The sequence below is a fragment of the Daejeonella oryzae DSM 19973 genome (assembly GCF_000422945.1).
Lineage (GTDB): Bacteria > Bacteroidota > Bacteroidia > Sphingobacteriales > Sphingobacteriaceae > Daejeonella > Daejeonella oryzae.
The window spans coordinates 440202-463492 of the sequence record NZ_AUHA01000003.1 but is presented as its reverse complement, the minus strand read 5'-3'; the positions used below and the strand labels follow the sequence as shown (position 1 = coordinate 463492).

The 23291-nt window shown below is 35.5% G+C and carries 21 protein-coding genes; 9 read left to right on the top strand and 12 right to left on the bottom strand.

Going from position 1 to position 23291, the window contains the following annotated elements; all coding sequences use genetic code 11:
* Positions 1–25 precede the first annotated feature (25 nt).
* Entirely contained in the window at positions 26–1414 is a 1389-nt protein-coding gene (gene lpdA / locus G521_RS0109630) for a dihydrolipoyl dehydrogenase (protein WP_036678827.1), read from the top strand.
* 71 nt (positions 1415–1485) lie between these two features.
* Here lpdA and G521_RS0109625 read toward each other — a convergent pair whose 3' ends face one another.
* A complete protein-coding gene (locus tag G521_RS0109625; protein ID WP_026898349.1) occupies positions 1486–4602 on the bottom strand; it encodes a VPS10 domain-containing protein in 3117 nt (1038 codons plus the stop codon).
* 195 nt (positions 4603–4797) lie between these two features.
* Here G521_RS0109625 and G521_RS0109620 point away from each other — a divergent pair, with 195 nt between their 5' ends.
* Positions 4798–5637 carry an MBL fold metallo-hydrolase gene (locus G521_RS0109620; protein WP_026898348.1) on the top strand — a complete coding sequence of 280 codons (840 nt, stop codon included), beginning with the start codon at positions 4798–4800 and terminating at the stop codon, positions 5635–5637.
* 124 nt (positions 5638–5761) lie between these two features.
* Positions 5762–5962, top strand: a complete 201-nt coding sequence (locus tag G521_RS0109615) for a cold-shock protein (RefSeq protein ID WP_026898347.1) — start codon at positions 5762–5764, stop codon at positions 5960–5962.
* A 64-nt stretch (positions 5963–6026) separates the two neighbouring features.
* Here the strand turns inward: G521_RS0109615 and G521_RS0109610 are convergent, their stop codons facing one another.
* From G521_RS0109610 to G521_RS0109600, 3 genes are all read right to left on the bottom strand, one after another.
* A complete protein-coding gene (locus G521_RS0109610; protein WP_026898346.1) occupies positions 6027–7373 on the bottom strand; it encodes a PhoH family protein in 1347 nt (448 codons plus the stop codon).
* A gap of 605 nt (positions 7374–7978) precedes the next feature.
* A complete protein-coding gene (locus tag G521_RS0109605) occupies positions 7979–8737 on the bottom strand; it encodes a TIGR03915 family putative DNA repair protein (protein ID WP_036678824.1) in 759 nt (252 codons plus the stop codon).
* Positions 8737–9990 (bottom strand): putative DNA modification/repair radical SAM protein, encoded by a 1254-nt coding sequence (locus G521_RS0109600; RefSeq protein ID WP_026898344.1) that lies wholly within the window; start codon positions 9988–9990, stop codon positions 8737–8739. The genes G521_RS0109605 and G521_RS0109600 overlap by 1 nt, the downstream gene beginning before the upstream one ends.
* Before the next feature lie 92 nt (positions 9991–10082).
* Between G521_RS0109600 and G521_RS0109595 the strand changes: the two genes are divergently transcribed.
* Both G521_RS0109595 and G521_RS0109590 read left to right on the top strand, forming a co-directional pair.
* Entirely contained in the window at positions 10083–10493 is a 411-nt protein-coding gene (locus G521_RS0109595; protein ID WP_026898343.1) for an organic hydroperoxide resistance protein, read from the top strand.
* 102 nt (positions 10494–10595) lie between these two features.
* The gene (locus G521_RS0109590) at positions 10596–12731 is read left to right on the top strand and encodes an FUSC family protein (protein WP_026898342.1); all 2136 of its coding nucleotides are present in this window, start codon (positions 10596–10598) and stop codon (positions 12729–12731) included.
* Here G521_RS0109590 and G521_RS0109585 read toward each other — a convergent pair.
* The 5 genes from G521_RS0109585 to G521_RS0109565 form a co-directional block, all read right to left on the bottom strand.
* Positions 12721–13377 carry a DsbA family protein gene (locus G521_RS0109585; RefSeq protein ID WP_026898341.1) on the bottom strand — a complete coding sequence of 219 codons (657 nt, stop codon included), beginning with the start codon at positions 13375–13377 and terminating at the stop codon, positions 12721–12723. The two genes, G521_RS0109590 and G521_RS0109585, sit on opposite strands and share 11 nt — an antisense overlap.
* Positions 13378–13398: 21 nt before the next feature.
* On the bottom strand, positions 13399–14034 hold the full coding sequence (locus tag G521_RS0109580; RefSeq protein WP_026898340.1) for a tetratricopeptide repeat protein: 636 nt from the start codon (positions 14032–14034) through the stop codon (positions 13399–13401).
* Positions 14035–14038: 4 nt separating this feature from the next.
* Complete coding sequence (gene mgtE / locus G521_RS0109575) at positions 14039–15391, bottom strand: magnesium transporter (RefSeq protein ID WP_026898339.1); 1353 nt, start codon at positions 15389–15391, stop codon at positions 14039–14041.
* Positions 15392–15491: 100 nt separating this feature from the next.
* On the bottom strand, positions 15492–16613 hold the full coding sequence (corA, locus tag G521_RS0109570) for a magnesium/cobalt transporter CorA (RefSeq protein WP_026898338.1): 1122 nt from the start codon (positions 16611–16613) through the stop codon (positions 15492–15494).
* The gene (locus G521_RS0109565; RefSeq protein ID WP_309425078.1) at positions 16613–17248 is read right to left on the bottom strand and encodes a WbqC family protein; all 636 of its coding nucleotides are present in this window, start codon (positions 17246–17248) and stop codon (positions 16613–16615) included. Before G521_RS0109565 ends, corA begins: the two co-directional genes overlap by 1 nt.
* 14 nt (positions 17249–17262) lie before the next feature.
* Between G521_RS0109565 and G521_RS0109560 the strand changes: the two genes are divergently transcribed.
* From G521_RS0109560 to G521_RS16895, 3 genes are read left to right on the top strand one after another with little or no spacing between them, the layout of a single operon-like run.
* Complete coding sequence (locus G521_RS0109560) at positions 17263–18147, top strand: lysophospholipid acyltransferase family protein (RefSeq protein ID WP_026898336.1); 885 nt, start codon at positions 17263–17265, stop codon at positions 18145–18147.
* Positions 18144–19184, top strand: coding sequence for a glycosyltransferase family 2 protein (locus G521_RS0109555; protein WP_026898335.1), 1041 nt, complete (start codon positions 18144–18146; stop codon positions 19182–19184). The genes G521_RS0109560 and G521_RS0109555 overlap by 4 nt, the downstream gene beginning before the upstream one ends.
* A gap of 58 nt (positions 19185–19242) precedes the next feature.
* Positions 19243–20400: an App1 family protein gene (locus G521_RS16895; RefSeq protein ID WP_036678821.1), complete on the top strand. Its 1158-nt coding sequence runs from the start codon at positions 19243–19245 to the stop codon at positions 20398–20400.
* A gap of 2 nt (positions 20401–20402) precedes the next feature.
* Here the strand turns inward: G521_RS16895 and aroQ are convergent, their stop codons facing one another.
* On the bottom strand, positions 20403–20819 hold the full coding sequence (gene aroQ, locus G521_RS0109545) for a type II 3-dehydroquinate dehydratase (RefSeq protein WP_026898334.1): 417 nt from the start codon (positions 20817–20819) through the stop codon (positions 20403–20405).
* 22 nt (positions 20820–20841) lie between these two features.
* On the opposite strand from aroQ, the gene xerD reads away from it, so the two are divergent.
* Complete coding sequence (gene xerD, locus G521_RS0109540; protein WP_026898333.1) at positions 20842–21741, top strand: site-specific tyrosine recombinase XerD; 900 nt, start codon at positions 20842–20844, stop codon at positions 21739–21741.
* Here xerD and G521_RS0109535 read toward each other — a convergent pair whose 3' ends face one another.
* Positions 21742–22794 (bottom strand): nucleoid-associated protein, encoded by a 1053-nt coding sequence (locus G521_RS0109535; RefSeq protein ID WP_026898332.1) that lies wholly within the window; start codon positions 22792–22794, stop codon positions 21742–21744.
* A gap of 95 nt (positions 22795–22889) precedes the next feature.
* Complete coding sequence (locus G521_RS0109530; RefSeq protein ID WP_026898331.1) at positions 22890–23102, bottom strand: hypothetical protein; 213 nt, start codon at positions 23100–23102, stop codon at positions 22890–22892.
* Positions 23103–23291: the final 189 nt, after the last annotated feature.

The following is a 23291-nucleotide window of genomic DNA, read 5'->3' as shown; positions in this document are numbered from 1 at the left end:
TTTTGTTCTATTACTCATTAATTATATGAATTACGACATCATTGTTATAGGAAGCGGACCCGGTGGTTATGTTGCAGCCATACGTGCGGCTCAGTTGGGACTTAAAGTTGCCATTGTAGAACGCGAATCTTTAGGCGGCATTTGCTTAAACTGGGGATGTATTCCAACTAAAGCTTTAATAAAGAGCGCAAATGTTTTTGAATATATAACTCATGCTGCCGATTATGGAATTAAAGTCCAGAGTGCAGAAGTAGATTTTAATAGCATTATAAAAAGAAGTCGCGATGTTGCTGATGGTATGAGCAAAGGGATCCAGTTTCTGATGAAAAAGAACAAAATTGACGTGATTATGGGAACTGCCAAAATTAAAAAAGGCGGTAAAGTAGAAGTTAAAGGTTCTGATGGATCAATAAAAGAATATTCAGCCACCAATACAATTCTTGCAACCGGCGGTCGCTCACGTGAGTTACCTAACCTTAAACAGGATGGTAAAAAGGTTATTGGTTACCGTCAGGCGATGTCATTGCCGGAGCAGCCAAAGTCTTTAGTTGTTGTTGGATCAGGTGCAATAGGCGTTGAGTTTGCCTATTTCTATAACTCCATTGGCACCAAGGTTACCATAGTAGAATATTTAAATAATATAGTTCCTGTCGAAGACGAAGATATATCCAAGCAATTGCTTCGCAGTTTAAAGAAAGCCGGTATAACTATAATGACTGGTGCCAATGTTGAATCAGTTGACACTTCTGGCAGTGGCTGTAAGGTGCAGGTAAAAACTGCAAACAGCACAGAAACTTTAGAATGTGATATTGTATTATCAGCAGTTGGTGTAACTGCCAATTTAGAAAATTTAGGCTTAGAAGAAGTTGGAGTAAAAACAGACAAAGGCCGGGTTGTAGTTGATGATTATTATAAAACAAATATCGATGGCGTGTTCGCTATTGGAGATATTGTTAAAGGCCAGGCGCTTGCTCACGTAGCATCAGCAGAGGGAATTATTTGTGTTGAAAAAATTGCTGGTCATCACCCTGATCCTTTAGATTATAATAACATTCCCGGATGCACGTATTGCACTCCTGAAATTGCTTCGGTTGGTTATACAGAAAAAGCTGCAAAAGAAGCCGGATATGAAATTAAAGTTGGAAAATTCCCATTTTCAGCATCAGGTAAAGCCAGTGCTGCCGGCACAAAAGATGGTTTTGTAAAAGTAATTTTCGATGCTAAATACGGTGAATTTTTAGGAGCTCACATGATCGGAGCAAATGTTACCGAGATGATTGCTGAAATTGTGGTAGCCCGCAAACTTGAAACTACCGGAATGGATATTGTTAAATCTGTTCATCCTCATCCAACCATGAGCGAAGCCATTATGGAAGCTGCTGCTGATGCTTATGGAGAAGTAATTCATCTATAAAACTATTTTAGTTTAAACAAAAAAACCGGTATCAATTGATGCCGGTTTTTTTATGTGCATATTTTTTATATCTAATTAACAGTTATTGCGGGAACTGCTTTAGCTATAACCAGTTCATTAAATTGTTTGAGATCAGTTTCCTTGACAGCCTTGAGCTTGGATAACTCCACATCTATCTGTTTGGACAGTTCCGCATACACTTCTTTAACTTGTTTGCTTGGCGCTGCAAATCCAGAATTTGCGGTATCAAAAACTCCCGAAAGTTTATCGTTAAGCCTGATCGGATAATTAAGTACATCCTGCCCGCTTCGGGATTTGGTTTGATAAAGCGTTTCTTCTATGCTTGTGATCTTTTTATTGATTTCGGCAGCTTTGTCTTTCAGTTGTTTTGGAAGATCTTTTCCACGCTCAGTAAATCTGTTCAGTTGCAAACGAATATTCCTGATCTCTTTAATTCCCTTTTGGGTTTCCGAAAATTTATCTTTAACCTGTGATAAAAAATTGAACTGTTCCTGATAATCCGACTGAGATATTTTATAATTGGGATCGGCCTTAATAGTAAAATTCACTTCAGAGGAATCTGCTCCATACTTAACAACCGCTTTATAATTTCCCGGAACGGCTTTCGGACCGCTTACATTTCCATTCCAGAGAATCATGCCGTCAATCCTCTCAACCGAAGGATAACTCAAATTCCATACAAACTGATTCATTCCTGGTTTAACATTCAGTTTATCATCAGCCTTTCCTTTGGTGCTAAAAGTTCTTATAAACTTATTGGCTGAATCATATAAGTTAACAGATACATTGGCAGAATCTGAAACATTTTTTAAAAAATAATTTATAATTACTCCATTGGGAGGATTCATACCTGCATTTTTTGCGTTCGGGTTTACAAACCCGGATTTCCGATAAGATTCTCCGGGATTAAATACCTTCAGATTTTTTGTCGTTAATCCTGAATTAAGCTGCTGAACTAAACTTAAATCATCTAACACCCAAAAAGATCGGCCTTGAGTTGCCACAATTAAATCATTATCCTTAATGGTAAGATCGGTAATTGGAACCATGGGCAAATTCAACTGAAAAGGCTTCCAGTTAAGTCCGTCGTTGTAGGATATATACATACCAAATTCTGTTCCCGCATATAAAAGTCCCGGACGTTTTGGATCTGCACGCACAACCCTTGCAAAATGATTATCAGGAATTCCGTTTGTGATCAGCTTCCAGGTTTTTCCGTAGTCTTCAGTTTTGTAGATATACGGGCGATAATCATCAGATTTATACCTGGTTCCAACTACATACGCCCCACCTTTTTTAAATGGATCCGGATCAATACTATTAAACATCATCCATTCTGGCATTCCTTTAGGTGTAACATTCTGCCAGTTCTTTCCACCATCTTTACTTACGTGAAGTAATCCGTCATCACTTCCGGCCCACAATAAATCATCTTCATAAGGTGACTCTGTTGCGGTAAAAATGGTACCGTAATATTCAACACTAGTATTATCTTTTGTAATTACTCCTCCGCTCGGTGCCTGGCGTTTCTTATCATTCCGTGTCAGGTCCGGGCTTATTGCTTCCCAGCTTTGGCCTTCATTAGTTGTTTTAAATAAAATATTTCCGGCAGCATAAAGTTCTTTAAGGTTATTGGGAGAAAAGAAGATCGGGAAATTCCATTGAAAACGATATTTTAATACATCTGCTCCGGATCCCATAGGATTATCAGGCCAGACTGTAATCGCACGGTTTTCACCAGTTTTGTGATCTAATCGGGATAAATAACCACCATAATTTCCTCCATAAACCACATCGGGATTTAATGGATCAGCAACAACATAGCCTGATTCTGCACCTGCAGTTGGCTCCCAGTCTTTTTCAGTTATTGCACCTCCATAGGTTCTTGACATAATTCGAATAGTAGAATTATCCTGCTGAGCACCTAAAATCCGGTAAGGGAAATGATTATCTGTACTTACGCGATAAATCTGAGCTGTGGGTTGGTTTTCATAAGTACTCCAGTTAGATCCTCCATTGAAACTTATCTGCGCTCCCCCATCATCACCAATCACCATCCGGTTCGCATCTTTAGGATCAATCCATAAATCATGATGATCACCATGAGGTGTATTAATGGCCTGAAAAGTTTTTCCGCCGTCTCTTGAACGCAAAAAATCTACATTCAAAACATATACTGTATTTTCATTTTTAGGATCTATAAATACTTTATTATAATACCACGCTCTTTGACGAATATCATTTTCACTGTTCACTTTTAACCAGGATTCGCCGGCATCATCCGACCTGAATAATCCGCCGGTTTTAGATTCTATAATACTGTATAGCCGGTCGGGATTTGAATGACTTACAGCAATACCTAAAATCCCCAGCGTATCTTTTGGTAAACCTTTATTTCTCGAAATATTTTTCCAACTATCTCCCCCATCCGTACTTTTCCATAAACCGCTTCCTTCTCCTCCGCTCTCCATACTATAAGGCGTGCGAATAACTCTCCAAGTAGTTGCATACAATACTTTAGGATTATCAGGCTCCATAACCAAATCTACAGCACCAGATAAATTATTAGCATATAGAACACGTTTCCAATTTTTTCCACCGTCTAACGTTTTAAAAACCCCTCTTTCTTCATTCGGACCAAATAAATGTCCAACTGCAGCAATCCAAACAATATCTGGATTTTTAGGGTGGATAATAATTCGTGTGATATGTCTTGTATTTTTTAATCCTCTGTTTATCCAGCTTCTTCCTCCGTCTTCGCTTTTCCAAATACCATTTATTCCTTCACTAACATTACCACGCATGGTGTTTTCACCTTCACCTACATACAAAATACTATTATCCGAAGTTGCAACGGCCACCGAGCCAATGCTCCCGCCAAAATATTTATCAGAAATGTTTTTCCAGTTATTCCCGCCATCTTGAGTTTTCCATACTCCACCGCCGGTGGCACCCATATAGAAAAGATTTTTCTCTGATAAATCACCGGCAACTGCGGCACTTCTACCACCTCTAAAAGGTCCCAATTGACGATATTGAAGGTTGCTGTATAAAATACTATCATATTCAAACTTAGAATTAGATGAATTTAAAGAACGAACCTTTTTTTGAGCAAATGATGAAGTCCAAAAAAACAGAGTCATGAAAAGCAGGAATATTTGTTTCATAAAGATTTTTTTTCGGAAAAATAAGAATTTCAATTTTAATAATTGATCTATATATGATTGCCTAGCTCAGCTTATAAAATAAACTAAAATTAATATGAGAGACCTTAACTGAATTTTATATTTTGGATTCCCGACCTGTTTGTAAATTATTACCTTCGGTAAAGAATGACTTTGTTATTAATCAAATCATAAGAAATGAATTTATTTACAATTGATACAGGCTTATTTAAACTGGATGGCGGTGCTATGTTTGGTGTAGTTCCAAAAACAATGTGGCAAAAATTAAATCATCCTGACGAAAATAACATGTGCACCTGGGCAATGCGCTGCCTTTTAATTCAGGATGCTGACAGACTTATTCTAATTGATAATGGAATTGGAAATAAACAAGACGATAAATTTTTTGGCCATTACTATCTTCACGGGGATGATACACTGGATAAATCTTTAGCTAAACATGGATTCTCAAGAGATGATATTACGGATGTTTTTTTAACGCACCTACACTTTGACCATTGCGGTGGATCAATTATAAGAAAGAATGATCAACTAATCCCGGCATTTAAAAATGCTATATACTGGAGCAATGAAAAACATTGGGATTGGGCCATTAATCCTAATGACCGTGAAAAAGCATCGTTTTTAAAAGATAATATTCTTCCCATACAAGAAAGCGGACAGTTGAAATTTATTGAAACCAAAGACGGTATTGATTTTACAGGGGAAATCAAAATTCGTTTTGCATATGGCCATACAGATGCAATGATGCTTCCCCAGATTCATCATAAGGGAAAAACAATTATTTACATGGCTGACCTTTTACCTTCTGCGGCTCATATTCCTCTGCCATATATAATGGCTTATGATATGTTCCCCCTGAAAACGCTTATAGAAAAAAAATCGTTTCTAGATGAAGCAGCCGCCAACGACTATCTCTTATATTTTGAGCATGACCCCCTCATTGAATGTTGTAGTTTACAAGTAACAGAACGAGGGGTCCGCATGCTGGATTCTTTCAAACTCAGTGAAATCTAAAATATATGTAAACGAACCAGCTCTATAAAACCTGCACTTCAAACTATTTTATAAAATTTTAAAAAAAACTTGGATACTAATTTATTTTCCTTACCTTGCATGAATTATTAATAATAACAACACAATGCAAAAAGAAGGTACAGTAAAGTTTTTTAATGAAACTAAAGGATTCGGGTTTATCGTACCCGCAGAGTCAGGTGAAGAAGATATTTTCGTTCACTCATCTGGTTTAATTGATCAAGTTCGTGAAAACGATAAAGTTCAGTACGAAGTAGAGCGTGGCAAAAAAGGCCTTAACGCTGTTAATGTGAAAGTTGTTTACTAAATCAACATATATCATTGAGCAAAAAAGCATGTCGAGAGACATGCTTTTTGCGTTTAAAGGCTTTTTACAATAAATCTGTCGCCAGATTAGCAAGTTCACTCCTCTCCCCTTTTTGTAAAGTAATATGCGCATAAAGTGGGTGATTTTTAGCCTTATCAATTAAATAAGAAAGTCCGTTACTCTCTGCATCCAGATAGGGTGTATCAATTTGGTATATATCACCTGTAAATACAATTTTGGTATTTTCCCCGGCCCTGGAGATTATAGTTTTAATTTCATGCGGAGTTAGATTCTGAGCTTCATCTACAATAAAAAATATTTTTGTCAAAGTTCTTCCCCTGATAAAAGCCAGAGGTGCAACAGCTATTTTTTCATTACTAATCAGCTCATCAATTTTTGCCTGCGTTTTATCATCATCACCCTGCTGCTCTTTTATAAATTTTAAGTTATCCCAGATGGGAGCCATATAGGGATCAACTTTAGATTTTACATCACCAGGCAAAAAGCCGATGTCTTTATTACTTAATGGCACTATAGGTCTGGTTACAAAAATCTGCCTGAAATATTTTCTTTGCTCTAATGCACTTGCCAACGCAATCAGGGTTTTACCAGTACCGGCATTTCCCTGAATTGTAACCAATTTAATATTTGGATTAAGTAATGCATGTATTGCAAAAGCCTGCTCAGGATTTTTTGGCTTTATTTGGAATACAGATTGTTCAGGTATATAGTTTAGAAAATGGGTAAGAGGGTCGTAATTGGCTATTACGGTTTTATGTTTATTCTCTAAAATATAGAAATGATTATTCTGGCGAATTTGAACACCTAATTTTTCTGCCGGAATTTTCCCTTTAGTTATTAATTCGTCCAGAAATTTATTGGATAAATCTTCCAGAGTGGATTTTCCGCTGTAAAGTTCTTCAACGTTTTTAACTTTTCCTGTTTCATAATCTTCAGAATATAGATTTAGCGCTTTCGCTTTTAAACGAAGACAAATATCTTTTGATACAAGAATAACTTTCTTTTCCGGAAATTCTTCCTGAAGGTTTAAAGCACTATTTAATATCCGATGATCAAACTTCCCTTCCCCAAAAATTTTCTCCGCATCCGCAGCAGATGGTTTTTCATCCATCACCACTTTAAAATTGCCGGAGCCAATACTTTTTAAGGGAAGCCATTCATTAATCAAACTATTCTTAGAAAATTCATCCATTAACCGGATAAAACTGCGGGCTTCAAAATTACGGGTTTCATTACCGGATTTTAAATTATCCAGCTCTTCTAAAACTTGTATTGGGATTGCTACATCGTGTTCCTGGAAATTTTGAAATGCATCGTGATCGTAAAGAATTACTGAAGTATCGAGAACGAAAATTTTCTTTTGTAAGGGAGGATTAATTTCTTTAGCCATATGACTAAAAATAGGTAAAAACAGAGAAAGAGTTTAAAAAAACGCTTTAAAAAAAACAAACGGAAGTTCGCCTCTTTCGATTAGAACTTCCGTTTTAACTTTTTCAGCAACCGTAGTTACATCAAAGTATCAAGTCTTCTGCAAATCAACTAATTCGTAGTCTAATTGTCTTTTCAAACATTAGCACCCGTAATCCATTACTTTATCGTTACAACTCTTCCGTAGAATCGTTGTAGTATAGGTAATGCCTGTCTTTTGGAACTTAAGTATTCAGTCTGCTGTCTTTCGACTTTCTGATCTGAGTTTAAGTTTGAATAATCCGATACTTTAACTCGAGAGTCTTAGTTCTTAAGGATATTCTTTCAGGTTGTCAAAGTACTTCGTTCTTGATAATTCTAAGGTAAGACTTTATTTGACATATGACAAGAAAAATTTAAAATTAATTTTAAACATATTTTAAACATATTTTTCCAGGAATTAGGTTTATAAAATCAGCTTTTAAACATAACAAACCAAATATTCAAATAAATTTATCTGAGTTTTTAACAATTGTTAATAATCATTTTCAACATTTTATAACAAACTTCTCTTTTTATAAAATTGAATTAATTCTTTTCAATCAGATATTTCCAATATCTTACCGGAACATGCTTTAAATGTAAAGAAGTATTTTTACGGGATTTAATATTGGCATTTTCAAAATAGTCTTTCCAAAGATTTTGGTATAAAATTTCTGAATCCTCGAGCAAGTTACTTTCCGGATTTATGTGTGGTTTTTTATCAAGGGTTATTTCCTCTACAAAATTCAGATCATAATAAATGCCATAACCTCTTTTAAGATCATATATCAACCATTTTTGATCTGCATATCTATTTTTAAAATGGTTTAAAATCAAGGGTATAACATTATAATCAGGTTCAATAGCAGCATAATAAATTTCATCTTTTGTTAGTTTAAATCTCACAAAAGCTTCCATTCTATGCTTTTCGCGATGTACCATTTTTCCAATCTGAGATAAACGGAGCACACATGGATTCGTAAAAGATTTCTCAACTGAACCCACTGAGGAAAAAACAAGTTGAATAAACTCAATTAATAAATCTTCTACGCCCTTTAATTCTGATAAATAGCAGGAGAATAAATTTCGGCAGGCTGGCCCGTTTAACTTTTTTTTAAGCCCATCCCAAACTCTTAATGCTTTTGATTGATCTATATTAATTAATAAGGTTTCTCCAAAAAGCGCAGGTTGAGACTCAGAAATCCTGTAAACTCTAAAGTCTGATAATTTCCTATCATAAACTTCAAAAACGATAGTCAGTAATCCTTCCCATGAGCCATCATATATTATAGTAGTAATGGCCATTAAAATAAATTCAACTGATATGGATTGTTTTTAATGTTTTTTCCAGATGAGCCCGAGAGAATATATTGTTTGATATTCATTGCTGTCAAGTCCCTTCGCTCATAGGCATGACTATTACAGGTAATAAAATATTTGGCTCGGTTAACCGCAATTCCTATTTTTTTAAGATGTTCCCAATTTAACTTTTGAAATTTTCGTCCCTGAACTATTTTATAAGCGGACTGTAAACCAATGCCGGGAATACGTAAAAGAATTTGCAGATCTGCCTTATTAATATCTACAGGAAACTGACTTAAGTTCCGAAGAGCCCAGCTCAGTTTAGGATCAATATCCAAATCTAAATGAGGATTGCTATCGTTTAAAAGCTCTTTAACATTGAATCCGTAAAATCTCATCAACCAGTCTGTTTGATACAAACGGTTTTCTCTGATCATCGGTACTGAACTTCCTAAGCCGGGTAAACGCTTATCATTACTAATAGGAACAAAACCTGAATAGTAAACTCTTTTAAGATTAAAATCTTTGTAGAATTTATCAGCTGTAAGCATAATATCCTTATCACTTTCTGCAGTTGCGCCAATAATCATTTGGGTACTTTGGCCCGCCGGTGCAAACATGGGCGTTTTTTTAATTAGTTTTTTTTGATCATTATGAAGAATAATCTCATTCTTCAAATAATTTATTGGCTGGATCATATCATTCCGATTCTTATCAGGAGCTAAAAGTTTTAATCCGCTCTCTGTAGGCATTTCTATATTTATGCTTAAACGATCGGCATACAATCCTGCTTCATGCATTAATTCATTACTGGCTCCAGGAATAGATTTTAAATGGATATACCCATTAAATTTATGTTCGAGCCGTAATTTCTTTGCAACCTGAACCAATCTTTCCATCGTATAATCTGCATTTTTAAAAATTCCGGAGCTAAGAAATAATCCTTCAATATAATTTCTCCGGTAAAAATTTATAGTAAGATCAATTACTTCCTGTACCGTAAAAGCCACCCTCCTGATATCGTTACTTTTTCGCGTTACACAATAGGCGCAATCATAAATGCAAAAGTTGGTTAGTAGAATTTTCAAAAGCGACACACACCGTCCATCTTCTGTGTAGGTATGGCAAATCCCATTTCCGGCATCTCCTAAACTCTTATTATGATTTTTTCTGTTACTTCCACTTGATGAACATGAGACGTCATATTTAGCTGCATCGGCCAGTATGGATAGTTTTTCACGAATTCTTTCAGACATAGTCTCCAAAAATACTAAATTTTTTAGTATTTAAATTACTTCGATATGGAACAATTTTTTACTTTAAGGGTTAGCTTTGGAAAAATACGAATATGGAAAAATTATATACAGCAGTAGTAACTGCAAAAGGCGGACGTGATGGAAATGCAAAATCATCAGATGGTATTTTAGATCTTCACCTTCAAAAACCGCATGAAATGGGTGGTCAGGGTGGAGCAACTAATCCGGAGCAATTATTTGGTGCAGCGTGGGGAGCTTGTTATCTGGGTGCTTTGAGTGCCATTGCAAAAAAAGACGGTGTAGATGTATCAGAAGCTACAACTACAGTAAGTGTTTCCTTTAATCAGGATGGCAATGCAAATACACTATCTGCAGAATTGGATGTTCATATTCCGGGAATAACAATTGAAGAAGCGCAACAACTTGCAGATAAAGCACATCGCGTATGCCCTTACTCAAAAGCAACACGAGGTAATATTGATACCCGGGTTACTGCTATTTAATTTTACAACCAGCTTTCTGATTACAGAGAGCTGGTTATAATTTGCCTTATTAAATTATTTATTTTTGTGTTTACAACAGGCTTTTTGAAGCTTGTTATGATTATGATACAAACAAGAGAGGTTAAAACCTTTGTTTTCAGTCAATATTTCTCTGATGGCCTGCGAATATCATTGGGCGTTCTTCTCCCCTCTTTAATTTTTAATTATCTGGGATACCTTGCAATTGGAGTAACGGTATCACTTGGTGCACTTTGTGTAAGCCTTGCAGATAATCCCGGACCCTACCTTCATAAAAGAAATGGAATGCTGATCTGCAATCTGTTTCTTTTTTTTACAGCATTACTTACCGGCTTAGTTAATAATCATCCTGTGCTTGTGGGATTAGAAATTGTGTTATTATGCTTTTTCTTTTCGATGTTTTCTATTTATGGAGCAAGAGCATCTGCTATTGGTACCGCTTCTTTACTGGTAATGATTTTAAGTATTGATCCTCAAACAAACAATTCAAATTTTTGGGAACATACATTATATATTTTGTTGGGAGGCATCTGGTATACAATACTTAGTCTTTCAGTCTCCCAAATACGGCCTTACAGATTAGCCCAGCAAGCTCTGGGAGAATGTATTGCTGAAGTTGCAAATTACATCCGCTTAAAATCTAAGTTTTATGATGTAAACGGGGATTTTGACGAAAATTACGGTAATCTTATAAAACAACAGGTTTTGGTTCATCAGCAGCAAGATACCTTGAGAGAGTTGCTTTTTAATAACCGGATGATGACTAAAGAATCTACCCCGGCCGGCCGTCTGCTAATTCTAATATTTGTAGATATTGTAGACCTTTTTGAGCAATCTATGGCAACTTTATATGATTATCAGGCCATTAGAAATACATACGGGAAAACAGAAGTTCTGGAAAAATTCAAAATTACTATTCAGAAAATTGCGAATGAACTGGATAATTTAAGTTACCATGTTCTTAGGAATGATCATCCGGTGAACACTCAAAATTTCCAGACTGAATTAGAAAACCTGAAAGCGGCGGTTGACCGGGTTGAGTCGGAGTTTGGATTAAATAACATGGTTCTTAAAAAAATACTGGTCAATGCCAGGAACATGGTTACCCGAACTCAAAAAATATTTACTTATTTTAATGTCAGCGAGTTAGAAAAAGAAAAAATCAGGAGTGAATCAGACCTGGCTAAATTTGTCTCCCATCAGGATTTTGATTTTAAACAGATAGGGAGTAATCTAAATCTGAATTCTTCAATTTTCAGGCATTCTATACGAGTTGCGGTAGTGTGCTTAATTGGATATTTAGTTTCCAAAATTTTGCCGATCGGCTTTCACAGCTATTGGATTTTACTGACTATCCTAGTGATCTTAAAACCCGGTTTTAGTTTAACCAAGCAAAGAAATTATGAACGATTAATCGGAACTCTGGCAGGTGGTATTATCGGATCGGTGATTTTAATTCTGATAAAGGATGAAAAGATTCTGTTTGTTTTTTTGCTGTTTTTTATGGTAGCATCTTACAGTTTTCAGCGTTTAAATTATGTGGTGAGCGTTATATTTATGACTCCCTACATCTTAATTCTGTTCAGCTTTTTAGGCGAGAATAATCTGAACATTGCCCGCGAGCGGATTATTGATACATTTATTGGTTCATTTATAGCTTTGCTGGCTAATAACTTTGTACTTCCAAGCTGGGAATATCAGCAGCTTAAAAAATATGTTCAGGAAGTTTTAATTGCCAATTACAATTATCTGTTAAAAGTAGCAGATAATATGGCGGGAAAACCCTTTGATATCACTTCATATAAATTAGCCCGAAAATCAGTTTATCTAAGTTCTGCAAATATTGGAAGTGCTTTTCAGAGAATGTTGTCAGAGCCTAAAAAGAAGCAAAAAAACAATAAAGAACTTCACAAATTCATTGTATTAAACCACATCCTTTCTTCTTATACTGCAACGCTCATATCCAGTCTGGATCATTTAAATTCACAGAACGTGCAGCCAGAACACGTAAAGATGATTCGAAAATCACTTTTCACTATTTCCGAGATGATAAATGATGCTAATTTGGACCCGATTCCGGATTTTAAAAGCACTGAAGAATTAATTTTGAATATCCCTCCCGCAACTGACCCGGAAAACAGAATTTTAACAGAGCAATTAGAGTTTGTTAATAAACTTTGTACCGACATTCAGAAAATTCACGAAAAGCTTAATCTTTAGCTTTAACCTGAATTTCCTTTATCACGTTATTTAAACGTAACTCCAGGGTTTCAAAATCAGTGAATCCTTTAGCTATCAGAAAAAATTTTGATTCGTTTTCCTGAACCAGAACGGCCGGATAACTTTCAACCTGCAATTGTTTTACCAAAGCAAAATCATAATACGCTGCATCTTTATAATTTTCCTGCAAGAGCATGCTCTCAAATTCATCCGGATCTATTCCAAAATTTACAGCTAAATACCGATACAGTTCTGTACTGTTTGGATCTTTACCATCAAAATAAATTGATTGTTGCAGGTCGTGGGCAAATAGTACAGCCTTTTCCGGCTGAAATGTTTTAAACACAGATAAAGCAATGGATGGTTTTTCTGAGCTATAGTTAATCATTCCTTTTTCCAGATGATCAAGAAATGCTTTCCCAAATGTAATTCCTGTTGTACTTTCTACATTAGGGTATGATGCATTAATAGCCTGGGATGGATCAGCATGAGAACCCGCTCTTTCATTCAAAATCATGCCTCCGCTTAATACTTCAAATTCAAATTTGCTTCCAAAGATATCATATAATCCTTTAATAACGGGGCTGAATCCATAGCACCAAGTACACAAAGCGTCGAATATGTATATGATCTTATAGGGCTTCATCAGTAGAAATAATTTAAAGAATTAGCGATTATCAATAGCGTCATTAAACAGTTCTGCTCTCTCTTTTGAGAGAAAATCAGCCGCTGTTTTATTATCAGGATACTCAGAATTCATTTTTTTAAACTCTTTTTTTCCTTCAATTTCATTTAAGAAATAAAGCGTCATTGCCCATTTTTGTCGTAATGTCTGAAAGAGCTTATCATCAGAATCCTTTCCTTTGAATTCCTTATCATTTAATAAAAAAGCTTGCTTGTATTTGGCCTGAGCTAATTCTTTCTTATTCAGTTTCTCGGCTAACAAACCATGTAAAAAAATAGTTTCAGAATTTGCAGGTTCCAAATTATCCAGAATTTCTATTTCCCTCAAAGCCTCAGCATATTTTTTGTCTTTCACAAGCCAGCTGAGCCGGTTAGTTTGAACTATAATATTGCCCGAATCTAATTGCAAAGCCTTTTGAGTCAGCAAAAGAGCAGAATCAAGATTTGAACTATCCCGGCTAACTAATAACAAAGCCGAGTCATTCAATTGGATTGCTTTCATGTTTGAATCCTTTTGTAAGGAATCATTTAATGATGAATTTGGTTGATCAGCAGAATTACAGGAAATAAGTGAAACAGAAATCGACAAAATAAAAAGAAATACTATTCGATTTTTCATGTGGTTAAAGTAGCAATTTGCTGGCTAATCCTAATAATAAAGAGAATCCGATAACATCTGTAAATGTGGTTATGATTATTGAGGAAGCAACTGCAGGGTCAATTCCCACCCTTTTCAACAGTAAGGGAATAGAAGACCCGGCTAAACCGGCAATAACCAGATTTCCTGTCATGGCCGTAAAAATCACCAAACCAAGCATGGGATTCTCATCATAAAACAATGCAAACAAAAATATAATAAAACCAATTACGGCACCATTGATCAATCCAACTGTAAATTCTTTTAAAACCGTTCTGTAAGCCTGGTTATCTGTTAAATCGGTTAATGAAATACGCCTGATGGTAACTGCCAGTGATTGTGTGGCAGCATTTCCTCCCATGCCGGCAATCATAGTCATGTAGCCTGCTAAAATCCCTAACTTAATAATTGTATCGTCATAGTAACGAATTACTGATGCTGCCAGAAACGCAGTACCTAAATTTAAAATAAGCCAGGGCAGGCGACTTTTAACCGCTTCTTTCCAGTTACCGGCTAATTCTTCATCTTCAGAAACACCGGAGATCTTCAAAATATCCTCCGTATTTTCTTCCTCCATTACGTCAATTACGTCATCAAACGTAATGCGCCCCAAAAGATGCATATGATCATCTACTACCGGAATACTGGTTAGATTATATTGGGATATTAATTTTGCTACCTCTTCCTGATCCGTTTCGGCTTTTACAAAAACAAAATCAGGCTGAATAAGCTCATGAATGCGGACGTTAAATTTTGCTTTGATTATATCTTTCAGAGAAACTATACCTTTCAGAATATTCTGATCATCAATTACATTGATTGTATAGAATTCTTCCATTTCTTCGGACTGCCGGATGATTTCATCTAAAGCATCTTTTTTTGTAAGAGCTTCATTGATTTTTATCACCTGGGTATTCATCAAACCACCCGCCGTATCTTCCTCATATTTTAAGAGAGAGCGAATGTTGGAAGCATCCTCTTCATCCAGATGCTGCAAAATTTCCTGCTGCTGTTCTTCAGGTAACTGGCTGATAATGTCTGTTGCATCATCATAATCCAGCTCTTCAACAATTTCAGATCTCCTTTCGGGATGGAGATTTTCTAATAACTTTTCAGGATGAAACTCGGCATCCATTTCAGAAATTACCTCAGAAGCTAACTCTGCATCAAGTAAACTGATAATTCTTTCTCTGGATTCCTGAGATAAACTTTCGAAAAGTATGGCAATTTCTGATGCATGATATTCTGATACCAGCGTAGTTAACGTGGCATCATCGTCTGATTCCAGCGCCAGTTTAAAACGCTGAACATCCGTTTTATCAAGTTCAAAAGATTGCATGGTGGCTAAATTAACAAAACGGGGCGATAAAACCTTAATTTAACCTTATAAGCGCTTCAGGTTTAAATTTAACTGAAAAGCATTTAGACCGGTAAAATATTTAATTGAAGAGCCAGCCTTTTCTCCAAAAAAAGATAAGCTGAATAATGGCAATTAAAAACATAATAGCCATTGTATACACATAGCCATGCTCAGCGTATAATTCAGGCATATTTTTATTTAAAATCTCGCCAGTAACCGGATCCTGGTAAGCGAAATTCATACCGTAAATGCCTGCTATAAAAGTTAAAGGAATAAAAATAGATGAAATTATGGTCAGCACTTTCATTATTTCATTCATCCGGTTACTTTGAAAAGCCAGGTTAATTTCAATTAAACTGGTGGTCATCTCTTTGTTGCTTTCTACCAGATCCATTACCTGCATCGTATGGTCGTAAGTATCCTTCAAAAAAGTTTTAGTATTTGCCGTGATTAGCTTTGAGTCGCTTCTCAGCATATCATTAATCTTATCCCGTTCCGGCCATGCAGACCGTCTGATCATTATTATGGCTCTCTTTAATGATTGCACCTGGTACATTAATGACTTATCAGGGCGGCGATACAATAAATCCTCAAGTGTTTCAAGCTCCTCGCCTATTTTATAAAGAAGCAAAAAATAATTATCTACAATAACATCCATCAAAGCATATAACATATAGGATGTTCCGCCCGTACGGATGTTTCCTTTTGCACTATTTAACCAGTTAACAACCGGATCAAAGCAATCAATATAATTTTCCTGGAAACTGACCAATACATTTTCTGTAAGGATAAATGAAATTTGTTCGTTTTCTATCTCCAGATTCTGATTGATGTAGAGCATTCTGCTCACTGCAAAAATATAAGACCTGTTCTCATCTATTTTAGGCCTTTGATGGGTGTTAACTATATCTTCAACAATCAGTTTGTGTATGTTGAACCTTTTCTCAATAAAGTGCATTAAAGATAAATCGCCAAGTCCTTTAATGTCAATCCAATGTGTTGAATCAGGTTTACTATCCAGTAACGTCTCCAATTCCTTTACATTTAAAACAACTTTTTTATCATATTTTAAGTCGTCATAGGAATGGACAGTTATTTTTGGCTCTAAAGCGCCTGCTTTTATTGTAAAAGCACCCGGATGAGTTCCGGGAACCGACCTATGTTTATTGTCCTTTAATTTTATTCTTTTAATTTTTCCCATTACAAAAGATAATTGAGGCTTTGAGGTCCCTGATTAAATAAAAGGTCGACGATGCTCAGGTTTTCAATAAACCCGTTTCTCTCTTCGAATACCTGAAAGTAAGGTTTAATTGGCACTGCGGATGAATGTTTTGGATGGATATTTTCCCGGAAATCAATATATTTCTCGTAAGCCTTTTCGTAACTTTCTGTAAAATTATACTGAACCTTTATTTTCAATGATTTTATTAGAAGTTCCAATAATTGCTCATTATAATCAAATAAGAAATCCCATTTCTTTTCATAAAAAGGCATAAAATTATCTTCATAAAACTCGTAATAAGCAGAATTCCTGTAAGAAGTTTGCAAACTCATTAAATGCTGCCGCTGCCATTTAAAATCATAGCTTATTTTAACATCCTTAATCGAGGTGTGCACATTTGAACCTTTTACAACGGGAACAATAAGGTCCAGTTTTCCATTCGGAGAATGAATAGATGCCCGGTTTCTATACGTCTGCTTGGGAAAATGCTCAAACTTTTCGATGAGCACATTTTCTTTATGCTTTACCAGCCGGCTAAAGAATTCAATAGGTGGCAGATAAAATAATGGTAATAATGCTCCTTTTTCCATCGTTTGCGTTAAGTTTGTAATCAAATTTGCCGAAATTAATGATTAAAAAAAGTCTTTTCAGGCTTGCCTCTTTTTTTTTACACCTCATCTCACTGCTTCCGTTCTGGTTGTTGTATGTGTTTGCCGATATTCTTTTCGTGATTTTATATTACCTGACTGCTTATCGGCGTAAGGTTACACAAAGCAATTTAAAGAATGCCTTTCCTGAAAAGTCAGAATCAGAAAGAAATCTGATTGAACGGAAATATTATCGTTTTTTAGCAGATAATATTCTGGAGTCAATTAAAATGAAATCAATGTCGGCTGATGATATTCGCAAACGATGTAAAGTTCATAATCCTGAAGAAGTAAATAAACATCTTGATAATGGAAAAGCGGTGCTGCTGGCCACGGGTCATTATGCTAACTGGGAATGGGGTAACCTGATTATCGCTTTAACTTTTCCTGAAAAACTATTTGTCATCTATAAGCCGCTATCAAATAAGAATTTTGACACATTTATAAATAAAATGCGAGCAAAATTTGGAGCGGTAATGGTTCCGATGAGATTAACTTTGCGAAAAATTGTGGAGTTAAAAAGCGAAAAATATTTATTTGGTTTCGCTAGCGATCAAACTCCAACCAGGCATGAATCCCAATATTTCACAACTTTCCTTAACCAGCCTACAGCCGTTTTTCTGGGACTTGAAAAGATAGCCAAAACAACCAATAATCCGGTTGTATTCACACATATAAACCGCTTAAAGCGTGGTTATTATGAGTATACATTTACAACCTTAGTTGAACACCCGAAATTAACAGCTGAGCATGAAATAACTAATCTTCATACACAAAAATTAGAACAGATTATAAAGCAAAAGCCTGAGCTATGGCTATGGTCTCACAGAAGATGGAAGTTTAGACCAGAAGATATTTCCAAATGATAAATTCTCCTAAGGTTGCCGTCGTTATTTTAAACTGGAATGGTCAAGCCTATCTCCAGAAATTTTTACCTTCTGTTCTGCAAAGTACCTACCCGAATTTGGAAATCATTGTGGGCGATAATGCTTCAGGGGATAATTCTGTTTCGTTTTTAAGAGATAACTATCCGGAAGTAAAAGTTATACAAAATGATCAGAACTACGGTTTTGCAGGTGGTTACAATGAGGTTTTAAAATCAGTTGAAGCTGATTACTTTGTGCTGCTTAATTCTGATGTGGAGGTGACTTCCGCATGGCTGGAACCTGTTATCAGTTTAATGGAAAGCAATCCGAATATCGCGGTAGCTCAACCCAAATTATTAGCTTTTAATAATAAAGACAAGTTTGAATACGCGGGTGCAGCCGGAGGATATTTAGACAAATTTGGTTATGCTTTTTGCAAAGGAAGAATATTTGACTCATTAGAAAAAGACCACGGTCAGTATGACCAGCCTGCAGAAATATTCTGGGCTTCCGGAGCCGCCTTTTTTATTAAAAAAAGTTGCTGGATAGAATCCGGAGGACTGGATGAAGATTTCTTTGCACATATGGAGGAAATTGATTTGTGCTGGCGGTTAAAAAATAGCGGTTACATAATAATGTACTGCCCGGATTCTGTTGTTTACCACGTGGGGGGCGGAACATTAAATGTTGAAAGCCCCTTTAAAACTTATCTCAACTTCAGGAATAATCTGGTCATGCTTCAAAAAAACCTACCGTTCAAAAAGGCTTTGCTGGTTATTTTTATACGCTTCTGGTTAGACTTGCTATCCATTTTTAAATATTTGTCTCAAGGAAATGTGCCTAATGCTATGGCAGTTAGTAAAGCTCATTTTCACTTTTTAGGTAAATTATCCATTAATCGCAAAAAGAGAATTAAAGATTTTTCACGATTAAATAGTGCAGGAATTTATAAGAGAAGTATTGTATGGCAATATTTTGGCCTTGGTAAAAAATACTTTTCTGAATTAAAGGAGAGAGATTTTAAACAAAATCCATAAAACCCGGTTTGTTTTCAGTTATCAAAAACCTATTAATTTTATTTTAGTTATTTTAAGTATGTCCGACTGGAAAAAAGCATTTGGTAAATACAGCACGCTCATCGAAGAAAAATTTGATGATCTCACTTTTGATTTAAGAAAAAGACTCAGATTAAATTCAGCAATTCAAATTGTACCCTACCGTAGCTATGGTACTGTAAACAGACTTTATGTTAAAGGCCGGGTTTTAGAAAATAAAAATATTTCTTCTTCTACAGATAAAGACAGCATTCTTGATAACCTCAGAAATATGTATCACCGTTTCCAGAGCGATGAAATTCCCGGTGCAGAATTGTTAGTTAAGTTTCAGGATCAGGAACATACGGTTATTACAGATGATGAAGGTTATTTTACACTGAATCTTGCTCCCGAAACTCCTATTGAATGGGAAAACATGTGGCATGAAATAGAGATAGAACTGGTAAATGCAGCCATTCCTTTTTCGCCCGGTTTAAAAGAAAAAACCGAGGTTCTGGTGCCACCTATGGATGCAGAATATGGAATTATAAGCGATATTGATGATACGGTAGTTCACACCAGCGCTACAGATATGCTGGCCATGGCTAGGACTGTTTTTCTGCAAAATGCGCATACCCGTTTACCTTTTGCCGGAGTTTCTGAATTTTATAAAGCATTACAGCTTGGCAGAAATGGGAAAAGAAATAATCCGTTTTTTTATGTTTCAAGCAGTCCCTGGAACATGTATGATCTTCTGAAAGATTTTTTAGATCTTAATAAAATACCTGAAGGTCCGCTTTTATTACGCGATTTTGGTCTTCAGGATAATAAATTTATAAGCTCGGGTCACATGGGTCATAAATTTAAAGAGATAGAGAATATTCTGCTTACTTATCCATTACTGAATTTTGTTCTAATTGGCGACAGTGGTCAGGAAGATCCAAAAATTTACCGGGAAGTAGTAAAAAAATATCCGGGAAGAATTCTTGCTATCTATATCCGTGATGTTCAATTAGCCGAGAGAGAAAAAATAGCTATGGACATTTCTAGTGAATTAAAAGATCACGTGGAAATGATTATTGTAGATGATACTATCCAAGCTGCGGAACATGCTGCAAAAAACAAGTTGATTTTTACAGAGGCCATTCCTGAGATTATAAAAGAAAAGCAGCAGGATAAAGGTGAAACTGCAGGCAAAGATGAGCCGGAGCTAATGTAATTTTATTGCAGGAAACTCTCAATAGCCAGCCTGTATCCATCCAATCCAAATCCGGTAAGCACGCCTTTACAGTTTTTACCGGTTAATGAAATATGACGGTATTCTTCACGGGAGTAAATATTAGAAATATGAACTTCTACAACCGGTGTAGTAATGGCGGCAATGGCATCGGCAATAGCCACCGACGTGTGCGTATAACCGCCTGCATTTAATATGATTCCATCATATGTAAACCCGGTTTCATGCAGTTTATTAATCAGTTCTCCTTCTACATTACTTTGAAAATAATCCAGTTCTAGTATGGAAAATTTATCTTTCAAAGTCTGCAGATAAGTATCAAAATTATCTTTACCATAAATAGATTGCTCCCGTACGCCAAGTAAGTTTAAATTTGGGCCGTTAATTATCTGGATTTTCATTAATCAAACATAAAAAAACAATTTGAACTGGCAACCGCTTTTTCGGGGATTTAAATCATACCTGAGGCTTGAAAGATCTCTTTCGGCCAATACTATAGAAGCATACATCCGGGACGTAGAAAAATTAACTCAGTTTTTAGAATCAACTGAAACTGAGAAAAAAATTAATGAAATTACTTCCGATGATCTAAAAGATTTTCTCGTTTGGATAAATGAGTTAGGCATGCTGCCGGCAAGTCAGGCCAGAATTCTTTCGGGATTGAAAACCTTTTTCAAATATTTGATTCTTGAAGAAATCATTTTATCTGATCCTTCTTCCCTGCTGGAAAGCCCAAAAATTGGAAGAAAACTTCCGGATACGCTGAATATTGCAGAAGTTAATTCGCTGATTGATGCAATAGACCTTTCAAAAGCCGAAGGAATGCGGAATAAGGCCATACTTGAAGTGATGTACGGTTGCGGATTAAGAGTTACTGAATTAACCACATTGAAAATTTCAAACCTTCATCTGGAAATTGAATTTATTAAAATCATTGGCAAGGGAAATAAAGAAAGGCTGATTCCAATTGGATCAGAGGCAATTAAATATTTAAAAATTTACCTGGAACAATCCCGGGTGCATTTAAAAATTAAAACCGGCAAAGAGGATTATGTTTTTCTAAATAATCGCGGAAATCCTCTTTCGCGGGTCATGGTATTCTTAATTATTAAAAAGCTTGCAGAAAAAATCGGATTAAAGAAATGCATAAGTCCGCATACGTTGAGACATTCCTTTGCCACACATTTAATAGAAGGCGGCGCTGATCTTAGAGCTATTCAGGAAATGCTGGGGCATGAAAGTATTACAACAACCGAAATTTACACCCACCTTGACCGTGATTTTTTACGTCAAACCATGACTCAGTTTCATCCAAGAAGCTAGTTATACTTCTTCCTTAAAATAAACTTTATAAAAGTTCATAGCCTTATCGTCATCAAATCCTTTTTCGATAAGCTCTTTGTCTCCATGAATATATATATGAAAGTTCTTATCGAGTTTTAAAACGCTTTTAAAATCCTTTGCCTGTTTTTTTACAGCCGCTCCTGAAATATCAAATGAGCCGGTAATTCCGGTTTCGAACTCCTGATCATGCTGCTGACTGAAATTTTTAAAGGATTCTATAGCTTTTGCATTTCCGATAACCTCATTGGCAAACTCATCCATTTCAAAAGTTTCTTTTTCTTTGAAATACTTCATGGACCGGTTCAGTAGATCTATTTTATCTGCTTTGCTAAGTTCAAATTCGTCATCCAACTTTGTGCTCACAAAATTTTTATAAATACTCATGGTATTCTGAGTTTTATTAAAATTATCATTCCTGATTTTCAGTTTCAGAAACTCATCTTTCCAGTAAACCGTATCCGTCCGGTTGGTATTATCAACCACAACTACTTTAAAACCTTCGTCTTTATTGCAATTGAAGATTAAAACGCCTTTGTCTAATTTTTGAATATTTATACCATCCTGTTCATACTCCATCTGAAATCCACCTTTTTCAGGATAAACTTTTAAATACGTTTCCTTGGTTTCAGATTTAAATATCCCTAAAGCATCATGCAATTCTCCCTCTATCTGCACGTCTTTAAACGAAGCCACATACAATTCGCCGGATTTTATTTTAGGGTGATTAGAAATATCATACAGATATTTACTGATATCCTGGCTGTTTTGATGGAAATTGGAGGGATTTTTAAAAATATCGGATGAAAAATGAAACAGCTCGTTCAGATTCAAATCATCCGTAGAATGCATAAAATGATACACTTCATTTACTTTTTCAAATGAACTTAAAAAATACCGCATGAGCAGATTATTCAAAAATTCATCCTGAATTACGAGTGAATGATCGGACAATACATAAAATTCATTTTGAGATTTATTTCCAATGCGATGAATGGAAAGTTGTTCTAAAGAAGCTTCCTGAAAAAATACCATATGCAATACTAAGCTGCAAAGAAAGTAAAATACTTTCTTGTTTAATGATACTTAAAGCTTTTGTTAATACCTGACAGTAGGTTTAGAGTTGTAGACTAACGATTTTGAAAATGAATGCTTCGCTCGAGGTATTGAAGAAAATCATGATTATATGCTGCAGAAACAGCATTAATATTAGTAATATTCCAGGCTTTTTTTTCAAATAAATTTAAAATTTCTGAAACCGTTATTCCCAACATAACTGAAAGGTCTGCTGCAGATAAACCCTGACTGTAATTATAATCTCTAACAATTTTCCCGAAGTGCATTTAGATAAAAATTAAGGTGGTCAATTACGTATCCTGAATAATTAGGGTTTATTCGAAATTCCAGACAATAAGTTTCATGAATAATTAAAATATTACAGTATTTCCAATAAATATTTCAAATTCTCTCGTTTACAGGTTGTTAATAAGGCTAAGAGAAAAAAATTAAAAAATAAAGTAATTATATGTAAC

Excerpts from the sequence above, each read along its gene's own strand:
- lpdA (WP_036678827.1), top strand. The coding sequence starts at position 26 with ATGAATTACGACATCATTGTTATAGGAAGCGGACCCGGTGGTTATGTT.
- G521_RS0109625 (WP_026898349.1), bottom strand. The coding sequence starts at position 4,602 with ATGAAACAAATATTCCTGCTTTTCATGACTCTGTTTTTTTGGACTTCA.
- G521_RS0109620 (WP_026898348.1), top strand. The coding sequence starts at position 4,798 with ATGAATTTATTTACAATTGATACAGGCTTATTTAAACTGGATGGCGGT.
- G521_RS0109615 (WP_026898347.1), top strand. The coding sequence starts at position 5,762 with ATGCAAAAAGAAGGTACAGTAAAGTTTTTTAATGAAACTAAAGGATTC.
- G521_RS0109610 (WP_026898346.1), bottom strand. The coding sequence starts at position 7,373 with ATGGCTAAAGAAATTAATCCTCCCTTACAAAAGAAAATTTTCGTTCTC.
- G521_RS0109605 (WP_036678824.1), bottom strand. The coding sequence starts at position 8,737 with ATGGCCATTACTACTATAATATATGATGGCTCATGGGAAGGATTACTG.
- G521_RS0109600 (WP_026898344.1), bottom strand. The coding sequence starts at position 9,990 with ATGTCTGAAAGAATTCGTGAAAAACTATCCATACTGGCCGATGCAGCT.
- G521_RS0109595 (WP_026898343.1), top strand. The coding sequence starts at position 10,083 with ATGGAAAAATTATATACAGCAGTAGTAACTGCAAAAGGCGGACGTGAT.
- G521_RS0109590 (WP_026898342.1), top strand. The coding sequence starts at position 10,596 with ATGATACAAACAAGAGAGGTTAAAACCTTTGTTTTCAGTCAATATTTC.
- G521_RS0109585 (WP_026898341.1), bottom strand. The coding sequence starts at position 13,377 with ATGAAGCCCTATAAGATCATATACATATTCGACGCTTTGTGTACTTGG.
- G521_RS0109580 (WP_026898340.1), bottom strand. The coding sequence starts at position 14,034 with ATGAAAAATCGAATAGTATTTCTTTTTATTTTGTCGATTTCTGTTTCA.
- mgtE (WP_026898339.1), bottom strand. The coding sequence starts at position 15,391 with ATGCAATCTTTTGAACTTGATAAAACGGATGTTCAGCGTTTTAAACTG.
- corA (WP_026898338.1), bottom strand. The coding sequence starts at position 16,613 with ATGGGAAAAATTAAAAGAATAAAATTAAAGGACAATAAACATAGGTCG.
- G521_RS0109560 (WP_026898336.1), top strand. The coding sequence starts at position 17,263 with ATGATTAAAAAAAGTCTTTTCAGGCTTGCCTCTTTTTTTTTACACCTC.
- G521_RS0109555 (WP_026898335.1), top strand. The coding sequence starts at position 18,144 with ATGATAAATTCTCCTAAGGTTGCCGTCGTTATTTTAAACTGGAATGGT.
- G521_RS16895 (WP_036678821.1), top strand. The coding sequence starts at position 19,243 with ATGTCCGACTGGAAAAAAGCATTTGGTAAATACAGCACGCTCATCGAA.
- aroQ (WP_026898334.1), bottom strand. The coding sequence starts at position 20,819 with ATGAAAATCCAGATAATTAACGGCCCAAATTTAAACTTACTTGGCGTA.
- G521_RS0109535 (WP_026898332.1), bottom strand. The coding sequence starts at position 22,794 with ATGGTATTTTTTCAGGAAGCTTCTTTAGAACAACTTTCCATTCATCGC.
- G521_RS0109530 (WP_026898331.1), bottom strand. The coding sequence starts at position 23,102 with ATGCACTTCGGGAAAATTGTTAGAGATTATAATTACAGTCAGGGTTTA.